This is a genomic window from Nocardiopsis sinuspersici (assembly GCF_001998325.1).
Taxonomy (GTDB): Bacteria; Actinomycetota; Actinomycetes; order Streptosporangiales; family Streptosporangiaceae; genus Nocardiopsis; species Nocardiopsis sinuspersici.
The window spans coordinates 236,634-263,124 of the sequence record NZ_MCOK01000001.1; the positions used below are offsets into that span (position 1 = coordinate 236,634).

23 protein-coding genes are annotated in these 26,491 nt (G+C 71.1%); 22 read left to right on the forward strand and 1 reads right to left on the reverse strand.

The window, feature by feature from the left end:
• Positions 1-130: 130 nt before the first annotated feature.
• The 7 genes from NOSIN_RS01000 (at position 131) to smc (ending at position 7,807) form a co-directional block, all read left to right on the forward strand.
• Positions 131-676 carry a YceD family protein gene (locus tag NOSIN_RS01000; protein ID WP_077688927.1) on the forward strand — a complete coding sequence of 182 codons (546 nt, stop codon included), beginning with the start codon at positions 131-133 and terminating at the stop codon, positions 674-676.
• A 132-nt stretch (positions 677-808) separates the two neighbouring features.
• Entirely contained in the window at positions 809-985 is a 177-nt protein-coding gene (rpmF, locus tag NOSIN_RS01005) for a 50S ribosomal protein L32 (RefSeq protein WP_013151268.1), read from the forward strand.
• Positions 986-1,344: 359 nt separating this feature from the next.
• Entirely contained in the window at positions 1,345-2,127 is a 783-nt protein-coding gene (gene rnc / locus NOSIN_RS01010; RefSeq protein WP_077688928.1) for a ribonuclease III, read from the forward strand.
• A 6-nt stretch (positions 2,128-2,133) separates the two neighbouring features.
• Positions 2,134-2,988: a bifunctional DNA-formamidopyrimidine glycosylase/DNA-(apurinic or apyrimidinic site) lyase gene (gene mutM, locus NOSIN_RS01015; RefSeq protein WP_077688929.1), complete on the forward strand. Its 855-nt coding sequence runs from the start codon at positions 2,134-2,136 to the stop codon at positions 2,986-2,988.
• Positions 2,989-3,047: 59 nt separating this feature from the next.
• A complete protein-coding gene (locus NOSIN_RS01020; protein ID WP_077688930.1) occupies positions 3,048-3,335 on the forward strand; it encodes an acylphosphatase in 288 nt (95 codons plus the stop codon).
• A gap of 365 nt (positions 3,336-3,700) precedes the next feature.
• On the forward strand, positions 3,701-3,892 hold the full coding sequence (locus NOSIN_RS01025) for a hypothetical protein (protein ID WP_077688931.1): 192 nt from the start codon (positions 3,701-3,703) through the stop codon (positions 3,890-3,892).
• 369 nt (positions 3,893-4,261) lie between these two features.
• On the forward strand, positions 4,262-7,807 hold the full coding sequence (gene smc / locus NOSIN_RS01030) for a chromosome segregation protein SMC (protein WP_077693331.1): 3,546 nt from the start codon (positions 4,262-4,264) through the stop codon (positions 7,805-7,807).
• Positions 7,808-8,052: 245 nt separating this feature from the next.
• On the opposite strand, the gene NOSIN_RS01035 is transcribed toward smc, so the two are convergent.
• Entirely contained in the window at positions 8,053-10,704 is a 2,652-nt protein-coding gene (locus NOSIN_RS01035; RefSeq protein ID WP_077688932.1) for a S8 family serine peptidase, read from the reverse strand.
• 612 nt (positions 10,705-11,316) lie between these two features.
• Between NOSIN_RS01035 and NOSIN_RS01040 the strand changes: the two genes are divergently transcribed.
• The 15 genes from NOSIN_RS01040 to NOSIN_RS01110 all read left to right on the forward strand — a co-directional run bounded on the left by NOSIN_RS01040 (position 11,317) and on the right by NOSIN_RS01110 (position 26,462).
• The gene (locus NOSIN_RS01040; RefSeq protein WP_077688933.1) at positions 11,317-12,315 is read left to right on the forward strand and encodes an ABC transporter substrate-binding protein; all 999 of its coding nucleotides are present in this window, start codon (positions 11,317-11,319) and stop codon (positions 12,313-12,315) included.
• Position 12,316: 1 nt separating this feature from the next.
• A complete protein-coding gene (locus tag NOSIN_RS01045; RefSeq protein WP_077688934.1) occupies positions 12,317-13,351 on the forward strand; it encodes a FecCD family ABC transporter permease in 1,035 nt (344 codons plus the stop codon).
• Between the two features lie 272 nt (positions 13,352-13,623).
• Complete coding sequence (ftsY, locus tag NOSIN_RS01050; RefSeq protein ID WP_077688935.1) at positions 13,624-14,805, forward strand: signal recognition particle-docking protein FtsY; 1,182 nt, start codon at positions 13,624-13,626, stop codon at positions 14,803-14,805.
• Between the two features lie 455 nt (positions 14,806-15,260).
• Complete coding sequence (locus NOSIN_RS01055; protein WP_077688936.1) at positions 15,261-16,592, forward strand: ammonium transporter; 1,332 nt, start codon at positions 15,261-15,263, stop codon at positions 16,590-16,592.
• Between the two features lie 397 nt (positions 16,593-16,989).
• A complete protein-coding gene (locus NOSIN_RS01060; protein ID WP_077688937.1) occupies positions 16,990-18,198 on the forward strand; it encodes a LolA-like protein in 1,209 nt (402 codons plus the stop codon).
• 119 nt (positions 18,199-18,317) lie between these two features.
• Positions 18,318-19,910 (forward strand): signal recognition particle protein, encoded by a 1,593-nt coding sequence (ffh, locus tag NOSIN_RS01065; RefSeq protein WP_077688938.1) that lies wholly within the window; start codon positions 18,318-18,320, stop codon positions 19,908-19,910.
• A gap of 279 nt (positions 19,911-20,189) precedes the next feature.
• Positions 20,190-20,705 carry a 30S ribosomal protein S16 gene (gene rpsP, locus NOSIN_RS01070; RefSeq protein ID WP_077688939.1) on the forward strand — a complete coding sequence of 172 codons (516 nt, stop codon included), beginning with the start codon at positions 20,190-20,192 and terminating at the stop codon, positions 20,703-20,705.
• Between the two features lies 1 nt (position 20,706).
• Entirely contained in the window at positions 20,707-20,949 is a 243-nt protein-coding gene (locus NOSIN_RS01075) for an RNA-binding protein (RefSeq protein WP_073704564.1), read from the forward strand.
• Between the two features lie 127 nt (positions 20,950-21,076).
• The gene (gene rimM, locus NOSIN_RS01080) at positions 21,077-21,589 is read left to right on the forward strand and encodes a ribosome maturation factor RimM (RefSeq protein ID WP_077688940.1); all 513 of its coding nucleotides are present in this window, start codon (positions 21,077-21,079) and stop codon (positions 21,587-21,589) included.
• 11 nt (positions 21,590-21,600) lie between these two features.
• The gene (gene trmD / locus NOSIN_RS01085; protein ID WP_077688941.1) at positions 21,601-22,365 is read left to right on the forward strand and encodes a tRNA (guanosine(37)-N1)-methyltransferase TrmD; all 765 of its coding nucleotides are present in this window, start codon (positions 21,601-21,603) and stop codon (positions 22,363-22,365) included.
• Positions 22,366-22,549: 184 nt separating this feature from the next.
• On the forward strand, positions 22,550-22,894 hold the full coding sequence (rplS, locus tag NOSIN_RS01090) for a 50S ribosomal protein L19 (protein WP_077688942.1): 345 nt from the start codon (positions 22,550-22,552) through the stop codon (positions 22,892-22,894).
• An 80-nt stretch (positions 22,895-22,974) separates the two neighbouring features.
• Positions 22,975-23,850, forward strand: coding sequence for a signal peptidase I (gene lepB, locus NOSIN_RS01095; protein WP_077688943.1), 876 nt, complete (start codon positions 22,975-22,977; stop codon positions 23,848-23,850).
• A gap of 286 nt (positions 23,851-24,136) precedes the next feature.
• Positions 24,137-24,466 (forward strand): DUF2469 domain-containing protein, encoded by a 330-nt coding sequence (locus NOSIN_RS01100; protein WP_073704569.1) that lies wholly within the window; start codon positions 24,137-24,139, stop codon positions 24,464-24,466.
• 110 nt (positions 24,467-24,576) lie between these two features.
• Positions 24,577-24,942, forward strand: coding sequence for a YraN family protein (locus tag NOSIN_RS01105; protein ID WP_077688944.1), 366 nt, complete (start codon positions 24,577-24,579; stop codon positions 24,940-24,942).
• Positions 24,942-26,462, forward strand: coding sequence for a YifB family Mg chelatase-like AAA ATPase (locus NOSIN_RS01110; protein WP_077688945.1), 1,521 nt, complete (start codon positions 24,942-24,944; stop codon positions 26,460-26,462). Before NOSIN_RS01105 ends, NOSIN_RS01110 begins: the two co-directional genes overlap by 1 nt.
• The last annotated feature ends 29 nt before the right edge of the window (positions 26,463-26,491 follow it).

Genomic DNA, 26,491 nt, shown 5'->3' on the forward strand with positions numbered 1-26,491 from the left:
CCATGGGCGTCGCCGGTTCCCGGTGCGCTCCCGTGTCGGTCGCACGCGAGACCTCTCGCGCACTCGGCACTCCCGAATTCCTCGTGAAAGTTCGATAACCCTGTCTCGCCTAGATCCTCGCAACCCGTTCGTGGTCGACACACGCCAGCTGGGCCGCCAGCCGGGGTCGATGCGTACCGTCAACCGCATCGTGACCGTCCCCCAGGCGTTCTCGTCGGCGATGGCGGTCGTACCCGAGGGCAGTGAGATCGAGCTGGACCTGCGGCTGGAAGCGGTGATGGAGGGCGTCCTCGTCACCGGTACCGTCCGCGGCCAGCTCACCGCCGAGTGCTCGCGCTGCCTGGACCCGATCTCGGACGGTATCGAGGCCGAGTTCCAGGAGCTGTACCGGTATCCCGCGGACGAGGACGCGGCGCCCGGCGAGAGCGAGGACGAGGACGACGAGGATGAGGACTACTATCTAGAGGGCGAACTGCTCGACCTCGAACCCGTGGTCCGAGACGCCGTCGTGCTCGCGCTCCCGCTCACACCGTTGTGCGGACCGGACTGTCCCGGCCTGTGCTCCGAGTGCGGCGCCAAGCTCGCCGAGGCCGGTCCCGACCACGGCCACGGCGACGACGTCGACCCGCGCTGGGAGGCACTCCGCAAGATCGCGGAGGATCCCGGCGAACGATGAGCTCGTGAACCGATCACGGACGGCCGCCCCCGGGCGCCCCCGTGGACCGGAGCACACCCTCCCCGCCACAGCGCGCGGGGTGACCAGATAAGCGACCTCCCGCGATCGCGGGGGTGACCCAGGAGGATTGAAGTGGCCGTCCCGAAGCGGAAGATGTCGCGGAGCAACACCCGGACCCGCCGTTCCCAGTGGAAGGCGTCGCGCCCGGTGCTGGTCAACTGCCCGCGCTGCCGCGACCCGAAGCAGCCCCACATCGCGTGCCCGACCTGCGGCACCTACAACAACCGCCAGGTCACCAACCCGGCTTAAGGCATGCCCGGCCTCGGGGCCCGGCCCCCGATTCCGATCCGCCTCGGGGCGGACCCGTCCGACGGGTCCGCCCCGAAGTGTTGTCAGGGCACCGGGTGCCCTCCGGGCGTCGCCGTGCAAGGATTTGTAGAGTTAACCGAGGAACAACGCACGACACACGACGGACCCAGGCACACCCAGTAGCACCAGACAGCGCACCGCGCAGTGATCCGGGCTCTCCGGGTTCCCGAGTTCGTGGTGGTTGCCGGGGGAGCGGAGCCTCCCGCGGCGGTCACCTCGTTTTCGAGCACCCTGGCCGGCCGCGGATCCCTCCGACCACCGCGCCGTACCCCGGCGCGCACGAACAGGGAAGTGAACCAGTGGCCAGCCAACTCTCCGCCTCCGAGGCCAAGTCCTTCCACGGGGCGATCGGAGTCGAGGTCGACCCGAAGATCCTGCTCCGGGCCCTGACCCACCGCTCCTACGCCTACGAGAAGGGCGGTCTGCCCACCAACGAGCGACTGGAGTTCCTCGGCGACTCCGTGCTCGGCCTGGTGGTCACCGACACCCTCTTCCGCAAGCACCCCGACCTTCCCGAGGGACAGCTCGCCAAGCTGCGCGCCGCCGTGGTCAACATGCGCGCGCTCGCCGACGTCGCCCGCGGCCTGGGCATCGGCGCCTACATCCGGCTCGGGCGCGGGGAGGAGGGCACCGGGGGCCGTGACAAGTCCTCGATCCTCGCCGACACCCTGGAGGCGGTCATCGGAGCCGTCTACCTGGACCGCGGCCTGGACGTGGCCTCGGAGTTCGTGCACCGGCTCTTCGACCCGCTCATCGCCACGGCCTCCGGCCTGGGCGCCGGGCTGGACTGGAAGACCTCCCTGCAGGAGCTGACCGCGGCCGAGATGCTCGGTGTCCCGGAGTACCACGTGGACGAGAGCGGCCCCGACCACCAGAAGACCTTCCGTGCCAGGGTCCACGTCGCGGGGGAGAGCTACGGCCTGGGCGAGGGGCGCAGCAAGAAGGAGGCCGAGCAGCAGGCCGCCGAGTCGGCGTGGAAGGCCATCAAGGCCCGCTCCGAGGCCACCGCCAAGGTCGCCGAGGAGATGGCCGGCACCTCCGACGCCGCCGAGGACAAGCTCTCCGGCGACGGGCGGGGGTGAGAGGACGTGCCCGAACTCCCCGAGGTGGAGGTCGTCCGCCGCGGCCTGACCGAGCACGCCCTGGGCCGCACCATCGGTGCGGTCGAGGTGCTGCACCCCCGGTCGGTGCGGCGGCACGTACCCGGCGCCGCGGACTTCGCCGCCCGCCTGTCGGGCCGCGTGCCCACGGTCGCGCACCGGCGCGGCAAGTACCTGTGGCTGCTCCTGGACAGCGGTGAGATGCTCCTCACCCACCTGGGCATGAGCGGTCAGATGCTGGTCCAGCCCACGGGCAAACCCGACGAGAAGCACCTGCGGGTGCGGCTGCCGCTGTCGGACGGCACCGAGCTGCGCTTCGTCGACCAGCGCACCTTCGGCCACCTGATGGTGGACGTGCCCGGTGTGCGCGAGGACGTGCCCTCGTCGGTGGACCACATCGCCCTGGACCCGCTGGACCCCGCGTTCGTCCCCGAGGTGTTCGTGCGGGCGCTGCGGGCCAGGCGCACCGAGGTCAAGCGGGCGCTGCTGGACCAGTCGCTGATCAGCGGCGTCGGCAACATCTACGCCGACGAGGCGCTGTGGCGCTCACGGCTGCACTGGGCGCGCTCCACGCAGGACCTCTCCGACGCGCAGGCCACGGAGCTGCTGGGACACGTGCGCGAGGTGATGACCGAGGCGTTGGAGGTGGGCGGTACCACCTTCGACGGCCTGTACGTCAACGTCAACGGTGAGAGCGGCTACTTCGAGCGGGGGCTCAACGCCTACGGCCGTCGCGACCGCCCGTGCGGCCGGTGCGGCGTACTGATCGTCCGCGAGGCGTTCATGAACCGCTCCTCCTACAGCTGCCCCGGCTGCCAGAAGCCGCCCGGAGCCCGAGGCTGAGGCGGCTTCGGCGTGTCGGTGAGCAAAGTGTGTCGTTCAGGTAAGTAAGGAGTCGGTCCGTGGGGGACGACGTCGGGGCCGTCCGGCTGACCGCGTGGGTGCGCGGACGCGTGCAGGGCGTGGGTTTCCGCTGGTGGGCGCGTTCCAAGGCGCTGGAACTGGGCCTGACCGGGGCGGCCACGAACCTCGGCGACGGCCGGGTCGAAGTGGTCGCCGAGGGGCCGAGAAGTGACTGCGAGCGCCTTCTTGGCCATCTCAGGGGCGGCGCGACACCCGGTCGTGTGGACTCCGTGGTCGAACGTTGGTCCTCTTGCCGGGGGACCTTCACCGGATTCGTCGAACGGTGAGTATGCTTGTGGGGTAACGCGATTCGAGCACACCGCGCGACCGCGGCGGCCCCGAGGGGTTCGCGGCGGGGGTCTCGCGGAGTGTGAGGCGACCACTGTGCGGCGTCCGCGTCGTCCGCACACTCCGGCGCAGACCGGGGTAACCGTGTTCGGATCGTGCGCTGCCACCTGCCCAGGTGCATCATCCCGGGTTGTGGCCGTTACGGACCGTTGTAATCCAATCTTGACCAGCGGCGCGCACAGTGAGACTCTGGAAGGTACATCGCGCAACTTTCCAGACCCGTGTGAGACAACGTCATCGGCGTTACCGCGGGGTGTCACACGCGCGGATCACCACTGGTCACTCAGCGTGGAGGACCCATATCATGGCGAAGGCTCTGTTTGGCCACGTCGGCGGCTCCGACCCTCGGATGGTCTCGGAGATGCGGCGGCTTCAGAAGCGGGTACGCGACCTCGAGGACGAGATCAGCCGTCTCCAGGCACGGAACGACCAGCTCAGCATGGCCGTGACCGATGCCACTCCCGGCGCGACCGAGCGCGAGCCCGCGCTCGCCTGACCTGACACCGTCGACGTTTCGGCTCCAGCCAGGCTGAACCTTCACGGTTGATCCACCGACGGGGACGCCGAGAGCACGAACCAGGCGTCCCTGGCCGGAACCGTCGACGGACCGGGTCTGACCCCCGTCCACCGAGCCGCGGTTTTTCCTCTCCCTTTGCGGCCTTTTTTACGTTGTACCCGGCGGACCCTGTCGCAACCCTCCGTGTCCGCCGGACATCCCCCTCCCCCCACCCGGTCACGGGAGCGCCTGCTCAGTGGCCTGCTCCATCCGGGGACACCGGGCCGAACCCCACCCGTAGGTCACTGCTTCGTGGCACCCTTGGGTGATCGCGGTCCGTGTCGAAGGTGACCGTCGTGGGAGGTGTGGGTGTACCTGAAGAACCTGACGCTGCGCGGTTTCAAGTCGTTCGCGTCGGCCACCACCTTGCGCTTCGAGCCCGGGATCACCTGTGTGGTCGGTCCCAACGGCTCGGGCAAGTCCAACGTCGTCGACGCCCTGTCCTGGGTGATGGGGGAGCAGGGGGCCAAGTCCCTGCGGGGCGGCAAGATGGAGGACGTCATCTTCGCGGGCACCTCCACCCGCCAGGCGCTGGGCCGTGCCGAGGTCAGCCTCACCATCGACAACACCGACGGCGCCCTGCCCATCGACTACACCGAGGTCACCCTCAGGCGGACCATGTTCCGCAACGGCGGCTCGGAGTACGCCATCAACGGCGACACCTGCCGCCTCCTCGACATCCAGGACCTGCTCAGCGACTCCGGCATCGGCCGCGAGATGCACGTCATCGTGGGCCAGGGGCAGTTGGACACCGTCCTGCACGCCGGCCCCGAGGAGCGCCGCGCCCTCATCGAGGAGGCCGCGGGCATCCTCAAGCACCGCAAGCGCAAAGAGAAGGCGATCCGCAAGCTCAACGCGATGCAGGGCAACCTGGACCGGGTCACCGACCTCACCGCCGAACTGCGCCGCCAGCTCAAGCCCCTGGGCAGGCAGGCCGAGCTCGCGCGCCGGGCCGCCGTCATCCAGGCCGACCTGCGCGACGCCCGCCTGCGCCTGCTCGCCGACGACATCACCGCCCTCACCGAGCAGCTGGCCAGGGAGGAGGCGGACGAGAAGGAGGTCCTCGCCCGCCGCGCGTCCGCCGAGGCCGCCCTCAACCAGGCCCAGGAGCGCGAGGCGGAGCTGGAGGCGCAGTCCGCCGCCGCGGCCCCCGCCCTCGCCCGGGCGCTGGAGACCTACCACGCCCTGTCCCGCCTCACCGAGCGCCTGGACGCCGTGCGCGGCCTCGCGAACGAGCGCCACCGCAACCTGGCCTCCGTCGACGACGAGCCCGTGCACCGCCGCGACCCCGAGGAACTGGAGACGGAGGCCGAGGAGGCCGCGGCCCAGGAGGAGGAACTCCTCACCAGGCTGGAGGAGGCACGGGAGGTCCTGGAGACCGCCGTCACCGAGCGCTCCGCCGCCGAGGACGCCCTGCACCGCGAGGAGAAGCGGCTGGAGGCCGCCACCCGGGCCTCCGCCGAACGCCGTGAGGGCCTCGTGCGGCTGTCCGCGCGGGTGGAGAGCCTGCGCGGTCGCCTGACCTCCAGCGAGGCCGAGATCACCCGCCTGGAGGAGTCCGCCCGGCAGGCCTCCGAACGCGCCGAACAGGCACAGACCGAGTACGAGATGGCCGCCGAGGAGTCCGCAGGGCTCGACGAGGGCGACGCCGAGCTCGACTCGGCCCAGGAACGCGCGACCCTGCGGCTCTCCGAGGCCGACGCCGAGCTCAACCGCCTGCGCGACGCCGAGCGCACCGCCGAGGGCGAGCGCGCCGCGCTCGCCGCCCGCAAGGAGGCCCTGGAGATGGGCCTGGCGCACAAGGACGGCGCCGACACCCTCCTGGGCGCCGGCCTGCCCGGGATGCTCGGCAGCCTCGCCGCGCTCGTGCAGGTCGAGTCGGGCCAGGAGACCGCGGTGGCCTCCGCCTTCGGCGCCGCCGCGGGCGCGGTCGCCGTCAGCGACATCGACACCGCCGTGGCCGCCCTCGACCTGCTCAGGTCCGAGGACGCGGGCCGGGCCGGGATCGTCATCGCCCAGGCCGTCCCCTCCGTGCCCCGCCGGGAGTGGCCCGAGCTGCCCGCCGGGGTCCGCTACGCCGTCGACGCCGTCGTCGCGCCCGAACACCTGCACGGCGCGGTCACCGCCCTGCTGGACCGCACCGCCCTGGCCTCCGGCACGGCCGCCGCCCGCGACCTCGTGGACAAGGTCCCCGGCGTGCGCGCCGTCACCCCCGAGGGCGACGTGTTCGCCGCCGAGCTGGTCCACGGCGGTTCGGCCGCGGCTCCCAGCCTGCTGGAGGTACAGGCGGCCGTGGACGAGGCGGGCGAGAGGCTGGAGGTGGCCGCCGAGGCCGCCGGCCGGATCGCCGCCGAACTGGAGGAGCGCAAGCGCGAGCGCGCCGCTCTGGCCGCCGAGGTGGAGGAGCTCACCGCGCGCCGCCGCCAGAGCGACCGCAAGCGCAACGAGTCCGCCCAGCGGCTCGGCAAGCTCGGCGGCCAGGCCCGCTCCGCCGAGGCCGAGTCCGAGCGGTACGCGGCCGCCGCCGCCAAGGCCGCGGCCGCGCGCGGGGAGGAGGCCGACAGGCTGGCCCGTCTGGAGGAGGAGCTGGCCGAGGCCGAGGAGATGGCCGCCTCCATCGAGGAGGAGGCGCCCGACGCCGACACCCGCGACGAGCTGGCCGCCCAGGCCTCGCGCGCCAGGGCCACCGAGATGGAGCGCCGACTGGCGGTGCGCACCGCGGAGGAGCGCGCCCGCTCGATCGCCGGCCGCGCCGAGCGGCTGCGCGCCCAGGCCTTCGAGGAGCGGCGTGCCGTGGAGCGCGCGGCCGAGCGCCGCCGCACCCGCGCCGCGCAGGCCGTCATCGCCGAGTCCGTCGCCGAGAGCGCCCGGCTGGCCCTGCAGCGGATCGCGGTGTCCCAGGCCGCCGCCGAGTCCGAGCGGGCCGCCGCCGAGGCGGAGAAGGACTCGCGGGACGCCGAGCTCAAGGCGGTGCGCGCCCGGGTGCGCGAGCTGTCCGTGGAGCTGGAGAAGCTGACCAGCTCGGCGCACAGCGGCGAGGTGGCCCGTGCCGAGCGGCGCATGCGCCTGGAGCAGTTGGAGACCAGGGCGATGGAGGAGATGGGCGTGGACGTGCCCACCCTCGTCGCCGAGTACGGGCCCCGCGTGCCCGTGCCCCCGCCCGCCGACGCGGGGGAGGACGCGGCCCCGCTGCCGTACGTGCGCGAGGTGCAGGCCAAGCGGGCCAAGGCCGCCGAGCGCCAGCTCAACCAGCTGGGCAAGATCAACCCGCTCGCGCTGGAGGAGTTCGCGGCGCTGGAGGAGCGGCACGCCTTCCTCAACGCCCAGCTGGAGGACCTGAAGAAGACCCGCCGGGACCTGATGGACATCGTCCAGGAGGTCGACGCCCGTGTGCAGGAGGTCTTCTCCGCCGCCTACCTGGACGTGGAGCGCGAGTTCGCGGCGATCTTCGGGCGGCTGTTCCCCGGCGGTGAGGGGCGGCTGCTGCTCACCTCGCCCGAGGACATGCTGACCACCGGCATCGAGGTGGAGGCGCGCCCGCCCGGCAAGAAGGTCAAGCGGTTGTCGCTGCTCTCCGGCGGCGAGCGGTCCCTGACCGCGGTGGCCTTCCTCGCGGCGATCTTCAAGGCCCGCCCGTCCCCGTTCTACGTGATGGACGAGGTCGAGGCGGCCCTGGACGACACCAACCTGCAGCGGCTGCTGGTGATCTTCGAGGAGCTGCGCGCCTCCTCGCAGCTGATCGTGATCACCCACCAGAAGCGCACGATGGAGGCGGCCGACGCTCTGTACGGCGTGACCATGCAGGGCGACGGCATCTCCCAAGTGATCAGCCAGAAGCTCGAACGCCCCGCCTGAGGGCCGGATCCGGCCGCGCGCCCGGCACACGGCAGGGGCCGCCCTCCCCTCGGGGAGAGCGGCCCCGTGCCTTCTTTGGGCCTTCGCTTCGGCCCGTGTTCGGGCGTCCGGAGAACGGGAACCTTCGGCGCCTACGGTGAGACGGCTCGTTCCTCGCAGTCTCACCTCCGGCGCCTCCAGAACCCCGTGGACGCCCGAACCAACCCCTTGGGGAACCGCCCTGAGCGGAGCCCCAAGGGGCGCCACTATCCGCGTGCGATGGTGATCACCGGGGAGGTCCAGGTCTCCCAGTGCTCGGGGTTGTCCGGGTCGCCGAGCGCCTTGAGCGCGCGGACCTCCAGACGGTAGTCGCCGTCCTTGACGGACTTGATCTTGTCGTGCCTGTCCACGACCGTGCCGTCCCACGGGTAGCTGAAGAACGACGTTCCGGTCGCGCTGCGGCTCACGTGGTCCACCGACACCGCGACGTTGCGGTGCGGGTGCACCGGGCGTCCGGTGCGCTCGTCGATGACGACCATCTCCAGCTTGGTGACGTGGTGGTCGAAGTGCGCGATGACGTACGGGATGTCCGGCAGGCCGTCGACCCACTCCATCGTGTAGGTGGCGCCGTCGGGCTGGTTCTCGAACGTGCCGCCGTCGGCGCTCGCGCACTCCAGGCCGGAGAAGGCGCCGCAGTCGGTGATCTTGGTCAGCCACGGCAGCTCGACGGTGTTGCCTTCGCCGTCGGTGACCGGGGTCATCGCTTCGATCGCCTGGTAGTTCCCGTTGTAGGCGGCGTACGGGACGCGGTAGGTCTCGCCGTCCACCTCGGCCACGGTGACGTAGCCGCCGTAGATCATCTGCTCGTAGTCCTGGGCGGGCGGGGTGACGGTCACCCCGACCTCGGCCGACGCTCCGGGAGCCAGGGTCACCTCGGCGGTGTCGAGGGCCACCTCGGCGAAGCCGTCGTTGTAGCCGGGCGAGAAGGTGCTGCCGTGGGTGCCCAGGGCGGCCTCGTGGCCCAGCTCGTACGTGGCCTCCTCGTCACCGTCGTTGGTGATGGTGACCGTCTTGGTCACGGGGCCCTGGGTGGCGCCCAGGGACAGCTTGCCGGGAGCCACGGACGTGGTGGCCAGTACGGCGCCGGGCACGTCCAGCATGCCCGCGCCCTGCCGGTGGACGTTGTCCAGGTAGCCCAGGTCGGGGTTGCCCCACCAGGCCTTGGGGTCGGCGCTGTTCTGCAGGACGTCGCGCACCTCGTGCGCGCCCAGGTCGGGCCGGGCCTGCAACAGCAGTGCGACGCCGCCCGCCACGTGCGGGGAGGACATCGATGTGCCGCTGAGGGTGGCGTAGCCGCCCTTGGCCACGGGGTAGGTGGAGTTGATCAGACCGCCCGGGGCGCCGATGTCCGGCTTCAGGCTCAGGTCGGGGGAGAGGCCGAAGGAGCTGAAGGAGCTGATCAGGCCGCCGGTCGGGTTGGGAACGGTGGTGTTCTCGCCGGTCCAGGTCAGGGTGACGGGCTCCTCGCCCGCCAGCAGCTCACGGAGGTGGGCGCCGGCGGTGTCGGAGACCCCGATGGCGAACGCGCCCTGGTCGACGATGCCGCCGCCCGCGAACATGCCCGCGACGTTGTTGTACATCACCACGCCGGTGGCGCCCGCGGCCAGGGCGGTCTCGTACTTCTCGGCGAAGGTGCACGCACCGCGCACCATCAGCGCCGTCGCGCCCTCGGGGTCGCCCTCCAGCTCGTCGCCCAGGGACGTGCAGCCCCGGCCGATCCAGACGAGCTCGTCGGTCTCCCCGGAGGTGGGCGGCGGTGTGGCCTCGCCCATCTCCATGTAGGCCAGGGTCTCGCCGCTGGGGTTGGCGGTCACGGACGCGGCCTGGATGTGGGTGTTGTCGAAGGAGGCGACGCCGATGACGTTCTCGCCCAGGCCGGGTGCGCCCGAGGAGTACAGGCCGGTGTCACCCTCGTTGCCGATGGAGGCGACCACGGTCATGCCCTCGTCGACCAGGTTGTCCGAGGCGACCGCGGTGGGGTACTGCGGCCAGGTGTGCGCGGAACCGATGCTCATGTTGAGCACGTCCATGCCGTCGTCCAGGGCCTGCTCCATGGCGGCGATCATGATGTCGGAGGTGGTGGAGCCCCCGCAGCCGAACACCTTGTAGGCACCGAACTCCACGTCGGGGGCCACGCCGGTGACCTTGCCGTCGGCGCCCACGATCCCGGCCACGTGGGTGCCGTGGCCGTGGCAGTCCTGAGGGTCGTCGTCGGGGACGGGCACGGAGCCCGGGTCGCCGGCGTTGAAGTCGTCGCCGACGAAGTCGTGGCCGGTGACCACGCGCTCGTTGGGGAAGCCGCCGCCGCCCAGGTCGGGGTGGGTGTAGTCGACGCCGGTGTCCATGATGGCCACGCGCAGGCCCTCACCGGTCAGGCCCAGTTCGTTCTGCGCGATGTCGGCCCCGGTCATGGGTAGCGCGGTGTCCAGGTCGGGGGCGCTGTCGTCGGGCTCGGGGAGCTCGTACCTGACGACGGGGTAGATGGCGCTGACGCCGGGGATCTCCCGGGCCGTGCCCACCTGTGCGTCGTCCATCTCGACGGAGAACCCGTTCCAGAGGTCCTTGAACGAGCGCCGCTCGTCGTATTCGAGGCCGTACGCCTCGGCCTCGGTCCGGAACTTCTTCTGTTCGTTCTTGACCCGGGCCGTGGAGGAGCCCTGCGTGGTGGGCGGGCTGTCGAGTTCGATGAACCACAGGCCGCTGGCCTGGTGGGTCAGTTCTCCGTTCTCGGCGGTGGGGGCGGGGTGCAGGGGGGCGAGCTCTGAGATCTCGTCGGCGCTTGCCGGTGTGGCCGCGACCAGACCCGCGACGAGGGTCAACCCGGCGAGCGGTGCCAGGCGCGTTCGGTGGGGTACCACCTTGTCAACACATCCCTTCTCGGTGCGCGCCGGCGGACACCGGGGGAGCGGGCACCCCGCTGGGTACACGACTGTGGTGTTCAGGGGGATACGCCGCTTAATGTCCGTACTCGGTTAATCGGCGCGCATAGCAACGAGATCATTGCTGTGCGCCATGAAGGTGTCAATGTGCATCAAGACTCAATCTGGCCACATGGCGGGACAGGGGGTGCACTGTTAGTTATTTCTACACAGAAGCGGACAATATTCTCTTTTGGCTCTAAAGGGATAAAAAGGAATGCCGGCGGAGTACGCCGTCCCCCCACGCAGAATACGGCCGCCGGGAGGAAGACGCAGGTCGGCGCGGCCCGGGGCGCTCGCCGGAGCGCACGGAGGGCCGAGTACGCTGGAGGGGACGGGCCGCCCACGGGCGGCCCGACCGGTGTCGACGAAGCGAAGTCCGGTACCGCGGCCGCAACCGGCCGCCAACCCGGCGCTGTCCCGCAACTGTGAAGCCCCGTCCGTACGGGGACGAGCCAGGTCGCCTTCCCGACGCCGACGTCCCCGTCCTCGTGGGAAGGACAGGCCGTCTCCATCGGGCCGTGCTCCTTCCTCCGCCCGAAAAGGAGCACCGTGCGAACCGCGCGCCATCTCTCCCCCGCCCTCCTCGGAGCCGTGCTCGTCCTGACCTCCTGCGGTGCGCCCGACGGCGGTGAGCCCGAGGCCGAACCGACCGCCCAGGAGGCCTCCCACACCTGCGGCGTCTCCGAGCCCGATCCCGACCGCCCCACCGTGGGCGACGGCACCTTCCCCGTCACCGTCACCGGCGCCACCGGCGAGGTCACCATCGAGGAGGCGCCCGAGCGGATCGTCTCCCTCTCGCCGAGCCACACCGAGATGCTCTTCGCCATCGGCGCGGGCGACCAGGTCGAGGCCGCGGACGAGTACTCCGACTACCCGGAGGAGGCCCCCACCACCTCGCTGAGCGGCTTCGAGCCCAGCGTGGAGGCCATCACCGAGTACGACCCCGACCTGGTCCTGCTCGCCCGCAGCGCCGAGGCGAGCGCGGAGCAGTTGGACGCCGTCGGGATCCCGTCACTGGTCATCGACGCCGCCGCCGATCTGGAGGACACCTACGCCCAGATCCGTATGCTCGGCGACGTCACCGGCCACACCGAGGAGGCCGATGCCGAGGCCGACCGGGTCGAGAGCGAGTTCAACGCGATCGTCGAGAACGTGTGCGAGAGGACCGAAGGCGGACTGACCTTCTACCAGGAGCTGGACGAGACCTCCTACGCCGCCACCTCCGACACCTTCGTCGGCGACGTCTACGAGTCCTTCGGCCTGGTCAACATCGCCGACGCCGCCGACGAGGACGGTGCCGCGGGCGGCTACCCGCAACTGTCCCAGGAGTACGTCGTCGAGCAGAACCCCGACCTGATCTTCCTGTCCTACGGGGACGAGTCGACGGTCGCCGAGGTCGCCGGGCGCCCCGCCTTCGACACCGTCACCGCGGTGAGGAACGACGCCGTCTACCTGCTCGACGCCGACATCGCCTCCCGCTGGGGACCGCGCGTGGTCGAGTTCGCCGACACGGTCGGCCAGGCCGTCATCGAGAACGCGGGCCGGTAGCGTGCGGGGCGGCGCCGGCCTCCCGGTCGGGTGGATCACGGGCGGTCTGGCCGCGCTGGCCGTGGCCGCCCTCCTCGGCGTCTCCGCGGGCGCGGCCTCCCTCTCCGCGGCCGACATCGCCCTGCACCTGCTCAGCCTCCTGCCCTTCGACGTCCGCTCCCCGCTGACCGAGCGGGAGGCGGCCGTGCTGGTGGAGCTGCGCCTGCCACGCGTGGTGATGGGCGCCGTCGTCGGAGCCCTCCTGGCCACCGCGGGCGGCGCCTACCAGGGGGTGTTCCGCAACCCGCTGGCCGACCCCTACCTCCTGGGAGCCGCCTCCGGGGCGGGACTCGGCGCGACCATGGTCATCGTCTTCGGCCAGCAGTTCAGCGACTCCCCGCGCGCCCTGGTCCCGGTCGCCGCGTTCCTGGGCGCCCTGCTCGGCGTGTTCGCCGCCTACCTGCTCGGCTCCACCGCGGGCGGGGGCGGCACCGCCTCGCTGGTCCTGGCGGGCGTGGCGGTCTCCTCCTTCCTGTCCGCCGCGCAGACCCTCGTCCAGCAGATGGAGATCGACGAACTCCAGCGCATCTTCGCCTGGCTGCTCGGAGGGCTCGGCCGGGGCGGCTGGGACGACGTGCGCCTGGTCGCCCCCTACGCGGTGGTCGGACTGGTCGTCCTGCTGGCCTGCGGCTACCTGCTGGACATGCTCTCCCTGGGCGACGACAAGGCGGTCAGCCTGGGCCTGAACCCGGCCGCCGTGCGCGTCGTGGTGATCAGCGCCGCGTCGCTGGCCACCGCCGCCGCCGTGTCGGTGAGCGGCCTGATCGGCTTCGTGGGGATCGTCGTCCCGCACATCGTGCGCCGCATGGTGGGCTCCAGCTACCGGGCGATCCTGCCGGTCACCGTGCTCTTCGGCGGGGCCTTCCTGGTCGTGGTGGACATCGTCGCCCGCACCCTCATCGCCCCCGCCGAACTGCCCATCGGCGTGGTCACCGCCTTCCTCGGCGCGCCCTTCTTCGTACTCATCCTGCGCACCACACGCCACCGCAGTATCTAGACCCGTGTGCCGAACGCCTTGCTCGGCGCCCGGGGTGTGGTTCGGACGCCGAAGGTCCCCGCCTTTCGGGCGCCCGAACAAGCGAAGGACCGCGTCACAGGCGTTCGCTGAGGGTGGTGGGAGGGAGACGGCAGGGGGGCCGCGCCGCAGGCGTCCGCTGAGGGTGGCGGGAGGGCGGCGCGGAGGCCCAAGGCAAGCGGGGCCCTTCGTTCCCGGCACGCCATCCCACCGTGACACGAACGCGTCGGACACTCTGGGAGACTGGTGGCGCTATGGACATCACCTTGCTCGCTGCCATCGTCATCGCCGTCGTGCTGTTGACCGTCGTCGGATTCTTCCTGGTCAGGACCCAGCGCCCGGGCAAACCGGGCAAGGAGGAGACCACGCCCGAGGCCACCGGGGAGGCGGCGGGGGCGACCGCCGTGGAGGACCGGGAACGGGATACGGGGACCGTGCGCACGCCTCCCGCCCAGGCGCCGCCGGCCACGAGGCCCGCCGAACCCGCCGAACCGGAACTGGAGTCCCCTCCGCCCTCCGCCGGGCGCATGGTCCGCCTGCGCGCGCGACTGGCCCGCTCGCAGAGCTCCTTCGGCCAGGGGCTGCTCAACCTGCTCTCCTCCGACTCCCTGGACGAGGACGCCTGGGAGGAGATCGAGGACACCCTCATCACCGCCGACATCGGAGTGACCTCCGCCTCGCAGATCGTGGAGAGCCTGCGCACCCGCGTCAAGGTGCTCGGCACCCGCGGCCCCGACGAGGTCCGGACGCTGCTGCGCGAGGAGCTCCTCGCCCAGATCACCACCGCCGCCGACCGCACCGTGCACACGGAGCCGCACGGTGACCGGCCGGCCGTGATCATGGTCGTGGGCGTCAACGGCACCGGAAAGACCACCACCACCGGCAAGCTGGCCCGCGCACTGGTCGGTGACGGCCGCAGCGTGGTGCTCGGCGCCGCCGACACCTTCCGCGCCGCCGCCAGCGAGCAGCTCCAGACCTGGGGCGGCCGCGTGGGGGCCCCGGTCGTGACCAAGGAGGAGGGATCCGACCCGGCCAGTGTGGCCTTCGACGCCGTGTCGCGGGGCATCGAGGACGGCGCCGACACCGTCATCATCGACACCGCCGGGCGCCTGCACACCAAGACCGGCCTGATGGACGAACTGGGCAAGGTCAAGCGGGTCGTGGAGAAGAAGTCCCAGGTGGACGAGGTCCTGCTCGTCCTGGACGCGACCACCGGACAGAACGGCCTGCGCCAGGCACGGGTGTTCGGCGAGGTCGTGAACGTCACGGGCATCGCGCTGACCAAGCTGGACGGCACCGCCAAGGGCGGCATCATCGTCCAGGTCCAGCGGGAGCTCGGCGTGCCGGTCAAGCTCGTCGGGCTCGGCGAGGGCCCCGACGACCTGGCGCCCTTCGACCCCGAGGTCTTCGTGGACACGATCCTGTCCGAGGACTGAGCGGCACACACCGGCGACGCGGCCGGACACCCGACCGGGTGTCCGGCCGCACCCGTGTGTGGGCGGGGAGGTGACGCCGGCCGCCTCCCGGGGCGTACGGGATGTGACGCGGGACACAGGAAGGAAACCCCGGCGCAACACGGGAGGCGACCAGTTGACCGGGTCGCCGCTCCGGGCGTGAGGTGTCACGGAGCGTGCCTGCTTCGTCGCCCCGCGCGGATGTGGCGGATGCCGCTCCGTGGCGGTGCACGTGCGCCCGCACGTACCGGGGTCCCGGTTCACGGCCCCTTAACACTTCTGTCTGTCCTTTTACCCGGCCGCAACATGTCGGGCCCAGGAGAGAAACACCCCGGTCGGAAGGTTGCCCGTGTGGTGTTCTGCACCGGGCCCGATGATGCGCTCGCTGATCGCCGCCCTCACAGACAATCCCCCGTCCGTCCTATGGAGGCGACGCAATGATTGACACCGGCAACACGACGTGGCTGCTGATCAGCGCGGCCCTCGTGATGCTCATGACCCCGGGCCTGGCCTTCTTCTACGGAGGTATGTCGCGGGCGAAGAGCGTCCTGAACATGATGCTGATGAGCTTCACGAGCATCGCGGTCGTGAGCGTGCTCTGGGTGGTCGTCGGCCACTCGCTCACCTACTCCGACGGCGGCCCGGTGGACGCCTTCATCGGCGGTTTCGACTACGTGGGCCTGTCCAGCCTCATCGGTGAGATCGAGCCCGCGGACGGTGAGGGCGGAGGGGGCTACCCGCTCCTCGTCGACGCCGGATTCCAGATGATGTTCGCGGTCATCACCGTGGCCCTGATCAGCGGCGCCATCGCCGACCGCGCCAAGTTCGGCGCCTGGATCCTCTTCGCCCCGCTCTGGGCGCTCCTGGCCTACTTCCCCGTCGCCCACTGGGTCTGGGGCAGCGGCTGGATCGGTGACCTGGAGATCGGCGGCTATGAGGTCATCGACTTCGCGGGCGGTACCGCGGTCCACATCAACGCCGGCGCCGCCGCCCTGGCCCTGACCTTCGTCCTCGGCCGCCGCAAGGGCTTCGGCTCGGAGTCGATGCGCCCCCACAACCTGCCGTTCGTCCTGCTGGGCGCCGCGCTGCTGTGGTTCGGCTGGTTCGGCTTCAACGCGGGCTCCGCCTACGCCGCCGACGGCACCGCCGCACTGGCCCTGGTCAACACCCAGGTGGCCACCGCCGCCGCCACCGGCGCCTGGATGCTCGTCGAGCGCTTCCGCTACGGCAAGGTCAGCGCCCTCGGTTTCGCCTCCGGCGCCGTCGCGGGCCTGGTCGCCATCACCCCGGCCGCCGCCAACGTCACCCCGCTGGGCGCGATCGCCGTCGGCCTGCTGTCCGGCGCCGTCTGCGCCTACGCCATCAGCTGGAAGTTCAAGTTCAAGTACGACGACGCGCTCGACGTCGTGGGCATCCACATGGTCGGCGGCATCATCGGCTCCCTGGTCCTGGGCCTCCTGGCCGCGGGTGTGACCGGCGGCTCCGACGGCCTGCTCTACGGCGGCGGCGTCGGCCTCCTGGCCGTCCAGGCCATCGCGGTCGTCGGCGTCACGGTCTACTCCTTCGCCGTCACCTGGGTCATCGCCAAGGTGATCGACCTCATCATCGGGTTCCGCATCCCCGAGGAGGTCGAGACCAACGGGCTGGACCACGAGCTGCACGCCGAGTCCGCCTACGCCTTCGACGAGCTGGACGAGACGGAGACAGAAGCGGTCTCCTCGCCGACGCCTCCGGGCGGGGAGACGACCTCGCCGCAGGTCAGGGCCTAGGCCTCAACGTCGAGGCCGCGGGCCTTCACCGTTGACGCGGTGAGGTGTTCCAGGGGCTGGCGGGAGTCACTCCCGTCAGCCCCGTTCGTATGTTCGGATACTCTTCGTGGCATATGTGGGCATTCATGGATCCGTATTGGCCATGACCTGCGTATCGGTTCGATACCCTTTCTGAGCGGTGCGGCGGTGGATCCCGGGCACGGGGGCGCCTGGTCGACGGCGAACAGCCCGTCACGGAACCGTCCCGGGTCCCCGTGAAGAGCACGAGGCGAAACCCGGAGCCGCACATCCGCGTCTCACGCCGAGAAACGGGTCAGGGCCGTGCGTTCATCCCCCCGCCCACCCGGAAACCATGCTGATTCGTACAGTGCCCCACATGTCGGGGTCAGGAGGCAAGATGGCGCCGGTTAGTCATATCAGGGGTCGCAGGGGCGGGCGCGCCGCGCTCGCCGCCGCGGGCGCGGTCGTCGCGCTCGGGTCGGCCGGATGCTCCATCGACCTCAGCCACCTGCGCCCGGGCGGCGGGGGAGACGGGGAGCCCAGCCCCGAACCCGCCGAGCCGGTCGCCGCCGCACCCCTCGTGGAGGAGGCCCTGGCCGACCTCGCCTCCTACCCGGCGCTCACCGCCACCGGCCAGGTCGCCGAGAGCGTGGACTCCTCCGACGTGCGCGACACCTCCCTGACCGTGGCCGACTCCGGCACGGCCAGCGGCACGGTCCGCGCCAACGGCATCGAGGCCGAGCTGATCAGCGCCGACAGCAAGCTCTTCATCCGCGCCGCGGAGAACTTCTGGCTCGACCAGGGCGTCTTCAGCCCCGACTTCGACGACTTCGACGGCAACTGGGTGCGCGCCTCCGCGGCCCAGGCCGGGTTCGACCCGAGCGCCGTCCTGGTCCCCTCGGAGCTCTCCGCCGCCCTGGGAGGGATCGCGCTGGAGTCGGACGAGGCCGTGGAGGAGAACCTGGACGGCACCCTCACCTACCGGATCGACCTGGCCGGCGAGCGCAACCAGATGTGGATCAACGCCGAGACCGAGCAGGTCCAGCGCATCGCCATCGAGGAGCTCGTCCCCGAGGAGGCCGAGAGCGGCCCGCAGGTCCGCCTGGACCTGGCCGAGGCCGACACCGCCGCGGTCGAGGAGCTCTACGACGGCGTCATCGCCACCGCCGAGGAGGAGCTGACCGGTTCCCGGGACGCCCGTATCGAGGTGGGCTGGGACGGCAGCCCCAGCATGTCGTGCGAGGAGGGCCCCGACTGCACCTGGTCCGGCACCGTGCGCGACGCGGGCGGCGACGGCAGCGGTACGGTCACCGTGCGCATGGACGTCACCTTCAGCAACGCCGACATCGGTGAGCAGAAGTGCGAGGACAGCGGCGAGCTGGAGGCGGGCAGCACCCTGGAGCTGTCGTGCGGCGCCAACTACAACATCGTCAGCGCCGAGCAGCAGACCTACCCCATCGACGGGGAGGCGCAGCTCTCCACGTACGGGCTGACCGGTGGCCAGCAGGAGAAGATGCTGGCCGGCCTCAAGGAGCAGCGCGAGGCCACCCTGTCGGGGAACAGCTCTCCCTCCGAGGGAACGGAGGGGGAGGAGAGCGGCAACTGACCCGCGGTCCCCGCCGCACGATCCCGCGTACCGACACCTCACCTTCCCGTGATACTCCAGGGTGACGTGGGACGGGTAGGCTGGGAGACCAATTCCGAGACGAAGGACTGGCCACACTCGTGTTCGAGACGCTTTCCGACCGGCTGACATCGGTCTTCTCCTCGCTGCGCGGCAAGGGGCGCCTGTCCGAGGAGGACATCAACGCGACCGCGCGGGAGATCCGTCTCGCGCTGCTGGAGGCGGACGTCGCGCTGCCGGTGGTCCGCGAGTTCATCTCGCGGGTCAAGGAGCGCGCGCGGGGCGAGGAGGTGTCCAAGGCCCTCAACCCGGCACAGCAGGTCATCAAGATCGTCAACGGGGAACTGGTCGAGATCCTCGGTGGCGAGACCCGGCAGGTCCGCTTCGCCAAGAACCCGCCGACCGTGATCATGCTCGCGGGCCTCCAGGGCGCCGGTAAGACCACTCTGGCGGGCAAGCTCGCCAAGTGGCTGGCGGCCGACCGCAACACCCCGCTGCTGGTCGCCGCCGACCTGCAGCGCCCCAACGCCGTCACGCAGCTACAGGTGGTCGGTGAGCGCGCCGGGACGCCCGTGTTCGCGCCCGAGCCCGGCAACGGCGTCGGCGACCCGGTCCAGGTCGCCCGCGAGTCGGTCGAGCACGCCCGCCGCAACAACCACAACGTGGTGATCATCGACACGGCCGGCCGTCTCGGCGTGGACAGCGAGATGATGCAGCAGGCCGCGGACATCCGTGACGCGGTCAGCCCCGACGAGATCCTGTTCGTCGTCGACGCGATGATCGGCCAGGACGCGGTCAACACCGCGCAGGCCTTCCTCGACGGCGTCGGCTACGACGCGGTGGCGCTCACCAAGCTGGACGGTGACGCGCGCGGCGGTGCGGCCCTGTCCATCCGGCACATCACCGGCCGTCCCATCATGTTCGCGTCCACCGGCGAGAAGCTGGAGGACTTCGACCTCTTCCACCCGGACCGGATGGCCTCGCGCATCCTGGACATGGGTGACGTGCTCACGCTCATCGAGCAGGCGCAGCGCACGTTCGACGAGGCCGAGGTCGAGAAGATGGCCTCGACCATGACCTCGGACGAGGACTTCACGCTGGACGACTTCCTCCAGCAGATGTCGATGGTCCGCAAGCTCGGCCCGATCGGGAACCTGCTCGGCATGATGCCCGGTATGGGGCAGATGCGTGAGCAGATCGACAGCATCGACGACAAGGACCTGGACCGTATCCAGGCGATCATCCAGTCGATGACCCCGGGCGAGCGCTCGAACCCGAAGTCGATCAACGGCTCGCGCCGCCTGCGCATCGCCAACGGCTCCGGTACGCAGGTCAGCGACGTCAACGGCCTGGTCACCCGCTTCTTCGAGGCGCAGAAGATGATGCGCAAGATGAAGAACGGCGGCGGCATGCCGGGCATGCCCGGGGCGCCGGGCGGCGGTGGCAACCGCAAGAAGGCCAAGGCCCAGGCCAAGAAGCTGAAGAAGGGCAAGCAGCGCAGCGGCAACCCGATGAAGGCCCGCCAGCAGGAGGCCGAGCGCGCCGCCGAGCGGCAGCGGCGCCAGGAGGAGGGCGGCCAGCAGGCGCCGCAGCTGCCCCCGGGCCTGGGCGGCGACCAGCCCAAGCTCCCGCCCGGCCTCGGCGGCGGCCCCAACATGCCGGACCTGTCGAACTTCAAGTTCCCGAAGAAGTAGCGCGGTCAGCGGCTCTTCCCTCCGTCGCGCGGCGGGCGGAGCGCTACCATGCCTACGGCGGCCCGTCCACGTTCCGGGGGCGGGCCGCTCCCGTCAGGGTGCCCCGCGGTGTCGTGTGCAGGGAACCCGTCCGCGTCTGGCACAATGAGTAGTCGACTAACGGTGACGGGCCAGCCCTCTAACTAGCCCGCCACTCACGTCTGTCCCGCCGGGTGCCACAACCCCACGTGGTTTCACCGACGGGCGCCTCACACCGTTAATCGGGAGAAGACCACTCCAGTGGCTGTCAAACTGAAGCTCAAGCGTATGGGCAAGATCCGTACGCCCCAGTACCGCATCATCGTCGCCGACGCCCGCAACAAGCGTGATGGCCGGGCGATCGAGGAGATCGGCAAGTACCACCCCAAGGAGCACCCGAGCCTCATCGAGGTCGACTCCGAGCGGGCCCAGTACTGGCTGTCCGTGGGCGCCCAGCCCTCCGACGCGGTCAAGGTCCTCCTTCGCAAGACCGGTGACTGGCAGAAGTTCAAGGGCCTGCCCGCTCCGGCTCCGCTCCAGGTCGCCGAGCCCAAGGACCCTGAGGCCAAGGAAGCCGCCTTCCAGGCCGCGCTGAAGGAGCTCGTGCTCCCCGGCGCCGAGGGCAAGGGCAAGGGCAAGAAGTCCGAGAAGAAGGCGGACAAGGCTGAGAAGCCCGCCGAGCCCGCCGCGACCGAGAAGAAGGCCGACAAGGCGGACAAGGCTGAGAAGCCCGCCGAGACCGCCACGGCCGAGAAGAAGTCCGAGGGCGAGGCCTGACGTGCTGGAAGAGGCGCTTGAGCACCTCGTGAAGGGGATCGTTGCGAACTCCGACGATGTCCAGGTGAGAGCCAAGAGGCTCCGCAAGGGCAAAGTCCTGGAGGTCCGGGTCCATCCCGACGACCTGGGCAAGGTGATCGGCCGCAACGGCCGCACCGCCAAGGCACTGAGGACCGTCATCGGCTCCCTGGCCGGGGGCCGCTACGTCCGCGTGGACCTGTTGGACCTGCACGAAGTGCGCTGACGCGCCTCAAGGGGCGCCGACCGCGAACGGTCGGCGCCCCGCAGCCGTGCCCGGGGCGACTCGCCCCGGGCACGGTTTTCTCTCCACGTCCCCGCGAACGCGGGACGGACCAAGAACGGGAGTTCCCATGCGACTCGTTGTCGGCCGGATCGGCCGCGCGCACGGCATCCGCGGTGACGTCGCCGTCGACGTGCGCACGGACGACCCGGAGGCGCGGTTCGCCGACGGCTCCGTACTGGAGACCGACCCGGCCGGAGCCGGTCCGCTGACCGTCTCCTCCACCCGCCGCCACAGCGGCCGCCTGCTGGTGCGCTTCAAGGGCGTGGCCGGCCGCGACGCCGCCGAGAGGCTGCGCGGCACCCTCCTGCTCGTGGACTCTGCGGAGATCGCCCCCCTGGACGACCCGGACGAGTTCCACGACCACGAACTCGTCGGCCTGGACGCGGTCACCACCGACGGCGAGCCGGTCGGCACGGTGGAGGACGTCCTTCACCACGCACAGGACGTCCTGGTCATCACCACTCCCGAGGGCGGTGAGGTCCTCGTGCCCTTCGTGGCCGCCCTCGTCCCCGAGGTCGACGTCGCCGGAGGCCGGATCGTCCTGGACCCCCCGCCCGGCCTGCTCGACCTCGCCGACTGAAGGGGCACGCCGTGCGTATCGACATCATCAGCATCTTCCCCGACTACTTCGGCCCCCTGGACCTGTCCCTGATCGGCAGGGCACGCGTCTCCGGCCTGCTCGACGTGCGCGTGCACGACCTGCGCACGTGGACCCACGACCGGCACAACACCGTGGACGACACGCCCTACGGCGGCGGTCCCGGCATGGTCATGAAACCCGAGCCGTGGGGCGAGGCGCTCGACGAGGTCGTGGCGGGCGGGCCCGCGCGGCTGATCCTGCCCACCCCCAGCGGCCGCCCGTTCCGCCAGGCCGACGCCGAGCGCCTGGCCGGCGAGGAGCACCTGGTCTTCGGATGCGGCCGCTACGAGGGCATCGACTCCCGGGTCGCGGCCGACGCGGCGGACCGGATGCCCGTCGAGGAGGTCAGCATCGGCGACTACGTGCTCAACGGCGGCGAGTCCGCCACGCTGGTGATGGTCGAGGCGATCACACGGCTGCTGCCGGGTGTGCTCGGAAACACGGAGTCGGCGGTGCAGGACTCCTTCGCCTCCGGCGGCATGGAGAACCTGATGGAGGGGCCGGTCTACACCAAGCCCGCCGCCTGGCGCGGCCGGGAGGTGCCCCCGGTGCTGCTGTCGGGAAACCACGGCGCCGTGGACCGCTGGCGCCGCGACCAGGCACTGCGCAGGACCGCGCGCAACCGCCCCGACCTGGTCGCCGCCCTGCCCGAGGAGGCCCTGGACCGGCGCGACCGCGAGGTCATCGCGGAGGAGGCCGTTCGAGACGCCACCTGAGGTGTGGCAAACTGGGTGGGTTCCCCCCAGGTGATCGGCGGCATCCGCATGCCGGCGGCACGACGTCGGCCTCTGTGACGGTCACCCGGGCGGTTCGAAAGTTCAGACCCACAAGGGCCCTCGCCCGCGCACCCCTCCCCCTCGGGGGACAGGACGCGGAGCGCTACCGATGAGGATTCGCGAGATGCACACCGCCATTCAGGAGCTGGAGAAGGCCCAGCTGCGTTCCGACGTCCCGGACTTCCGTCCGGGTGACACCCTCAACGTCCACGTCCGTGTGACCGAGGGCAACCGTACCCGTGTCCAGGTCTTCAAGGGCGTTGTCATCCGCCGCCAGGGCGCGGGCAGCCGCGAGACCTTCACCATCCGCAAGGTGAGCTACGGCGTGGGCGTGGAGCGTACCTTCCCGATCCACACCCCGGCCGTCGAGAAGTACGAGGTCGCCGCCCGCGGCCGCGTGCGTCGCGCCAAGCTGTACTACCTGCGTGAGCTGCGGGGCAAGGCCGCCCGCATCCGCGAGCGCCGCTAGCGGCCGCAGACCCTCACACGCGCTTTTCACGGGTCGAAACCCTCCGCTCCCGGCAGGGGCTCAGGATAGGCTTCGACTCGATGAGCAAAGACGAGAGGGACCTCGGCGCGGACGGGGCCCAGGACGAGGATTCCGCCCGGTCCGGCCCGGAGGAGCGAAGCTCCGCCACTGGCTCCCGAGAGCACGAGCTCTCGGGAGCCAGTGGCGTCTCCGAAGCCGGGGGACAGGAGCCAGAGGAGAAGGCGGACACCCAGATGAGCAAGTCCCAGAGCAGCGAGAAGCAGGGGTCGTTCTGGAAGGAACTGCCCATCCTGGTCGTGATCGCCCTGGTCCTGGCGTTCGTGATCAGGACCTGGCTGGTGCAGGCCTTCTACATCCCCTCCTCCTCGATGGAGAACACGCTGCTCATCGGGGACCGCGTACTCGTCAACAAGGTCGTCTACCAGATCCGCGACATCGAGCGCGGCGAGGTGGTCGTCTTCGACGGCAACGGGTCGTGGGACGACCCGAGCACGGTCTCGGTCCCCGAGCCCACCAATCCGGTCTCCGGCGCGTTCACCTGGGTGCAGCAGCAGTTGGGGGCGGCGCCCACGGGCAAGGAGTACATCAAGCGGGTCATCGGCCTTCCCGGCGACACCGTGGAGTGCTGCGACGAGCAGAACCGCGTCCTGGTCAACGGTGTCCCCCTGGAAGAGGGCGACTACCTGTACCCGGGCAGCACGGCCAGCCACACCGAGTTCGGACCGGTCGAGGTTCCCGAGGGGCATCTGTGGCTGATGGGTGACCACCGGGCGATCTCCGCCGACTCGCGGGTGAACCAGAACAACCCCGGTGACGGCGCGGTGCCCATCGACCACGTGGTGGGCCGGGCGTTCGTGATCATCTGGCCGTTCAGCCAGGCCGGCTGGCTGGAGGTCCCGGAGACCTTCGAGAAGCTCAACGCCGAGGACGGGTGAGGCCCCCGGCCGGGGACGCCCCGACCGCCGGGTTCCGGGCCGCGGCACGGCCGCCGCGCGGCGGCCGGCCCGGGGACCCGGCGACGCCCGGCGGGCGATTCACCGAAGGAAATCCGGCCGACGGAGTACACAAGCCACTTCCGTGACGCATGATGGACTTGGATCGTATTGGCGTCCCCCGACGCGTGGGGCCGCCGCCGGGCGGGAGAGCGCCGCGCGGCGACGGTGTTCAGTGGAAGGGACCGGCACACCACGACCGGAGAGTGCGACGAAAGCGAGCACGTGGATGAGTTCTGAGGACCTGGAGAAATACGAGGCCGAGATGGAGCTCCAGCTCTATCGCGAGTACCGGGACGTCGTCGGTCTGTTCAGCTACGTGGTGGAGACCGAGCGGCGGTTCTACCTCACCAACCATGTCGACCTCCAGCCGCGTTCGACCGAGAACGGGGAGATGTACTTCGAGGTCGTGATGGAGGACGCCTGGGTCTGGGACATGTACCGTCCTGCCAGATTCGTCCGCAACGTGCGCGTGGTGACGTTCAAAGACGTCAACGTCGAGGAGATCACCAAGGCCGACCTGGAGATGCCGCCCACCGACGGGGGCGCCCAGGGCTGAGCGGCGCAGGGCACCCGTGGGGCGGCCCGGCTCCGGTCGTCCACAGGAGAGAACTCGCTCTGGCGCAGTGACCGGCGATCACCGACCGTGGTAACGGGAGGTGGTCGACCTTGGATCGGTGGGCCGAGTACCGAAGGACGCTGGGGGGCCGCGGCGAGGACCTCGCCGCGGCCTTCCTCCGACGAGCCGGGATGCGGGTGCTCGCCCGCAACTGGCGCATCCCCGCGGGGGAGATCGACATCGTGGCCCGGGACGGACCCGTCCTGGTCGTCGCCGAGGTCAAGACCCGCACCTCCGTCCGGTACGGACACCCGGTGGAGGCCATCACCCCCGCCAAACGGCGCCGCCTGCGCCGCCTCGGCCGCGCCTGGGCGGTCCGGCACCGGATCCCCGCCCACCCCCTGAGGGTGGACGGCGTGTGCGTCCTGATCAGCGGCGGGCACGTGTTCGTCTCCCACGAGCGGGGGATGTCGTGATGACGCTCGCCCGCACCCACTGCATCACCCTGCTCGGGGTGCAGGGGCACATCGTCGAGGTGGAGGTGCACCTGGGCGGCGGCGACTTCGGGGTGACCCTCGTGGGACTGCCCGACGCCGCGCTCCGCGAGGCCAGGGACCGCATCCGCGCGGCCGTGGTCAACAGCGGTGAGGAGTGGCCCAGCGGCCAGATCATCATCAGCCTCTCCCCGGCCAGCCTGCCCAAGGCGGGCAGCCTCTTCGACCTGGCCATCGCGGGTGCCGTCCTTGCGGCGGCGGGCTCGGTGCCGGTGGAGCGGCTGGAGGGCACCGTCCTCATCGCGGAGCTGGGCCTGGACGGGCGTGCCCGGCCGGTGCTCGGAGTGCTCCCGGCGGTGGTGTCGGCCGCCGGACAGGGCTACCGCAGGTTCGTCGTCGCGAGGGGGAACGCGGCCGAGGCCCGACTGGTGCCCGACGTCGAGGTGACGGCGGTGGACGGCCTGACGGACCTGTGCCGGTGGCTGCGCGGCGAGTACCTCCCGGAGGAGTCCGAGCCGTCCGTGCCCCGGCCGCGTGAGCCCCGGGACCAGGGCCCCGACCTGTCCGACGTGCTGGGGCAGCCGGTGGCGCGCCGCGCGGTGGAGATCGCCGCGGCCGGGGGCCACAACCTTATGATGCTGGGGCCTCCGGGAACCGGCAAGAGCCTGCTGGCCGAACGGCTGCCCACGGTGCTGCCCCCGCTGAGGCCCGCCGAGGCGCTGGAGGCCACCGCCATCCACTCGGTGGCGGGCATCCTGCCCCCGGGATCGCCCCTGGTCACCATGCCGCCCTTCGCCGCGCCGCACCACACCTCCACCCGGGCCTCGATCATCGGCGGCGGCAGCGGCCACCCCTCTCCCGGCTGGGTGTCCAAGGCCCACCGCGGTGTGCTGTTCGTCGACGAGGCACCGCAGTTCGGGCGCGGAGTGCTCGACTCCCTGCGCGAACCGCTGGAGCGGGGCGAGGTGGTCCTGGCGCGGGCCTCCGCCACGGTGACCTTCCCGGCCCGCTTCCAACTGGTGATGGCGGCCAATCCCTGTCCCTGCGCCAAACCCGGCAACCTGTGCACCTGCCCCTCGGGTGAGAGGCGCCGCTACCTCTCCCGGCTGTCCGGACCCCTGCTGGACCGGGTCGACCTCAAGGTGGAGCTGCAACCGGTGTCCAGGGCCGAACTGCTCGCCGACCGCGCCTTCGCCGAGTCCTCCGAGGTGGTGGCGGCCAGGGTGGAGAAGGCCCGCGCCCGTGCCGCCGAGCGGCTGTCGCACACTCCGTGGGCCACCAACGCGGCCATCCCCGGGTCGAGGCTGCGCCGCGAGTTCCCGGTCGAGCCCGCCGCGCTGAGGGTGCTCGGGCGGGCGATGGACCTGGGACAGATCAGCGCCCGGGGCGTGGACCGGGCGCTGCGGGTGGCGTGGACGCTGGCCGACCTCGCCGACCGGGGACGCCCCGGCGAGGAGGAGACGGCCTACGCCTTCGCGCTGTGGTCGGGGCGCGCGTGGTGAGCGCCGTCAGCGGACGCGGGCCGGGAGCG

Coding starts and splice junctions, on each gene's coding strand:
- NOSIN_RS01110 (WP_077688945.1), top strand. CDS start 24,942: ATGACGCTCGCCCGCACCCACTGCATCACCCTGCTCGGGGTGCAGGGG.
- NOSIN_RS01060 (WP_077688937.1), top strand. CDS start 16,990: ATGGCGCCGGTTAGTCATATCAGGGGTCGCAGGGGCGGGCGCGCCGCG.
- NOSIN_RS01025 (WP_077688931.1), top strand. CDS start 3,701: ATGGCGAAGGCTCTGTTTGGCCACGTCGGCGGCTCCGACCCTCGGATG.
- NOSIN_RS01100 (WP_073704569.1), top strand. CDS start 24,137: ATGAGTTCTGAGGACCTGGAGAAATACGAGGCCGAGATGGAGCTCCAG.
- rplS (WP_077688942.1), top strand. CDS start 22,550: ATGCACACCGCCATTCAGGAGCTGGAGAAGGCCCAGCTGCGTTCCGAC.
- ftsY (WP_077688935.1), top strand. CDS start 13,624: ATGGACATCACCTTGCTCGCTGCCATCGTCATCGCCGTCGTGCTGTTG.
- rimM (WP_077688940.1), top strand. CDS start 21,077: ATGCGACTCGTTGTCGGCCGGATCGGCCGCGCGCACGGCATCCGCGGT.
- lepB (WP_077688943.1), top strand. CDS start 22,975: ATGAGCAAAGACGAGAGGGACCTCGGCGCGGACGGGGCCCAGGACGAG.
- NOSIN_RS01055 (WP_077688936.1), top strand. CDS start 15,261: ATGATTGACACCGGCAACACGACGTGGCTGCTGATCAGCGCGGCCCTC.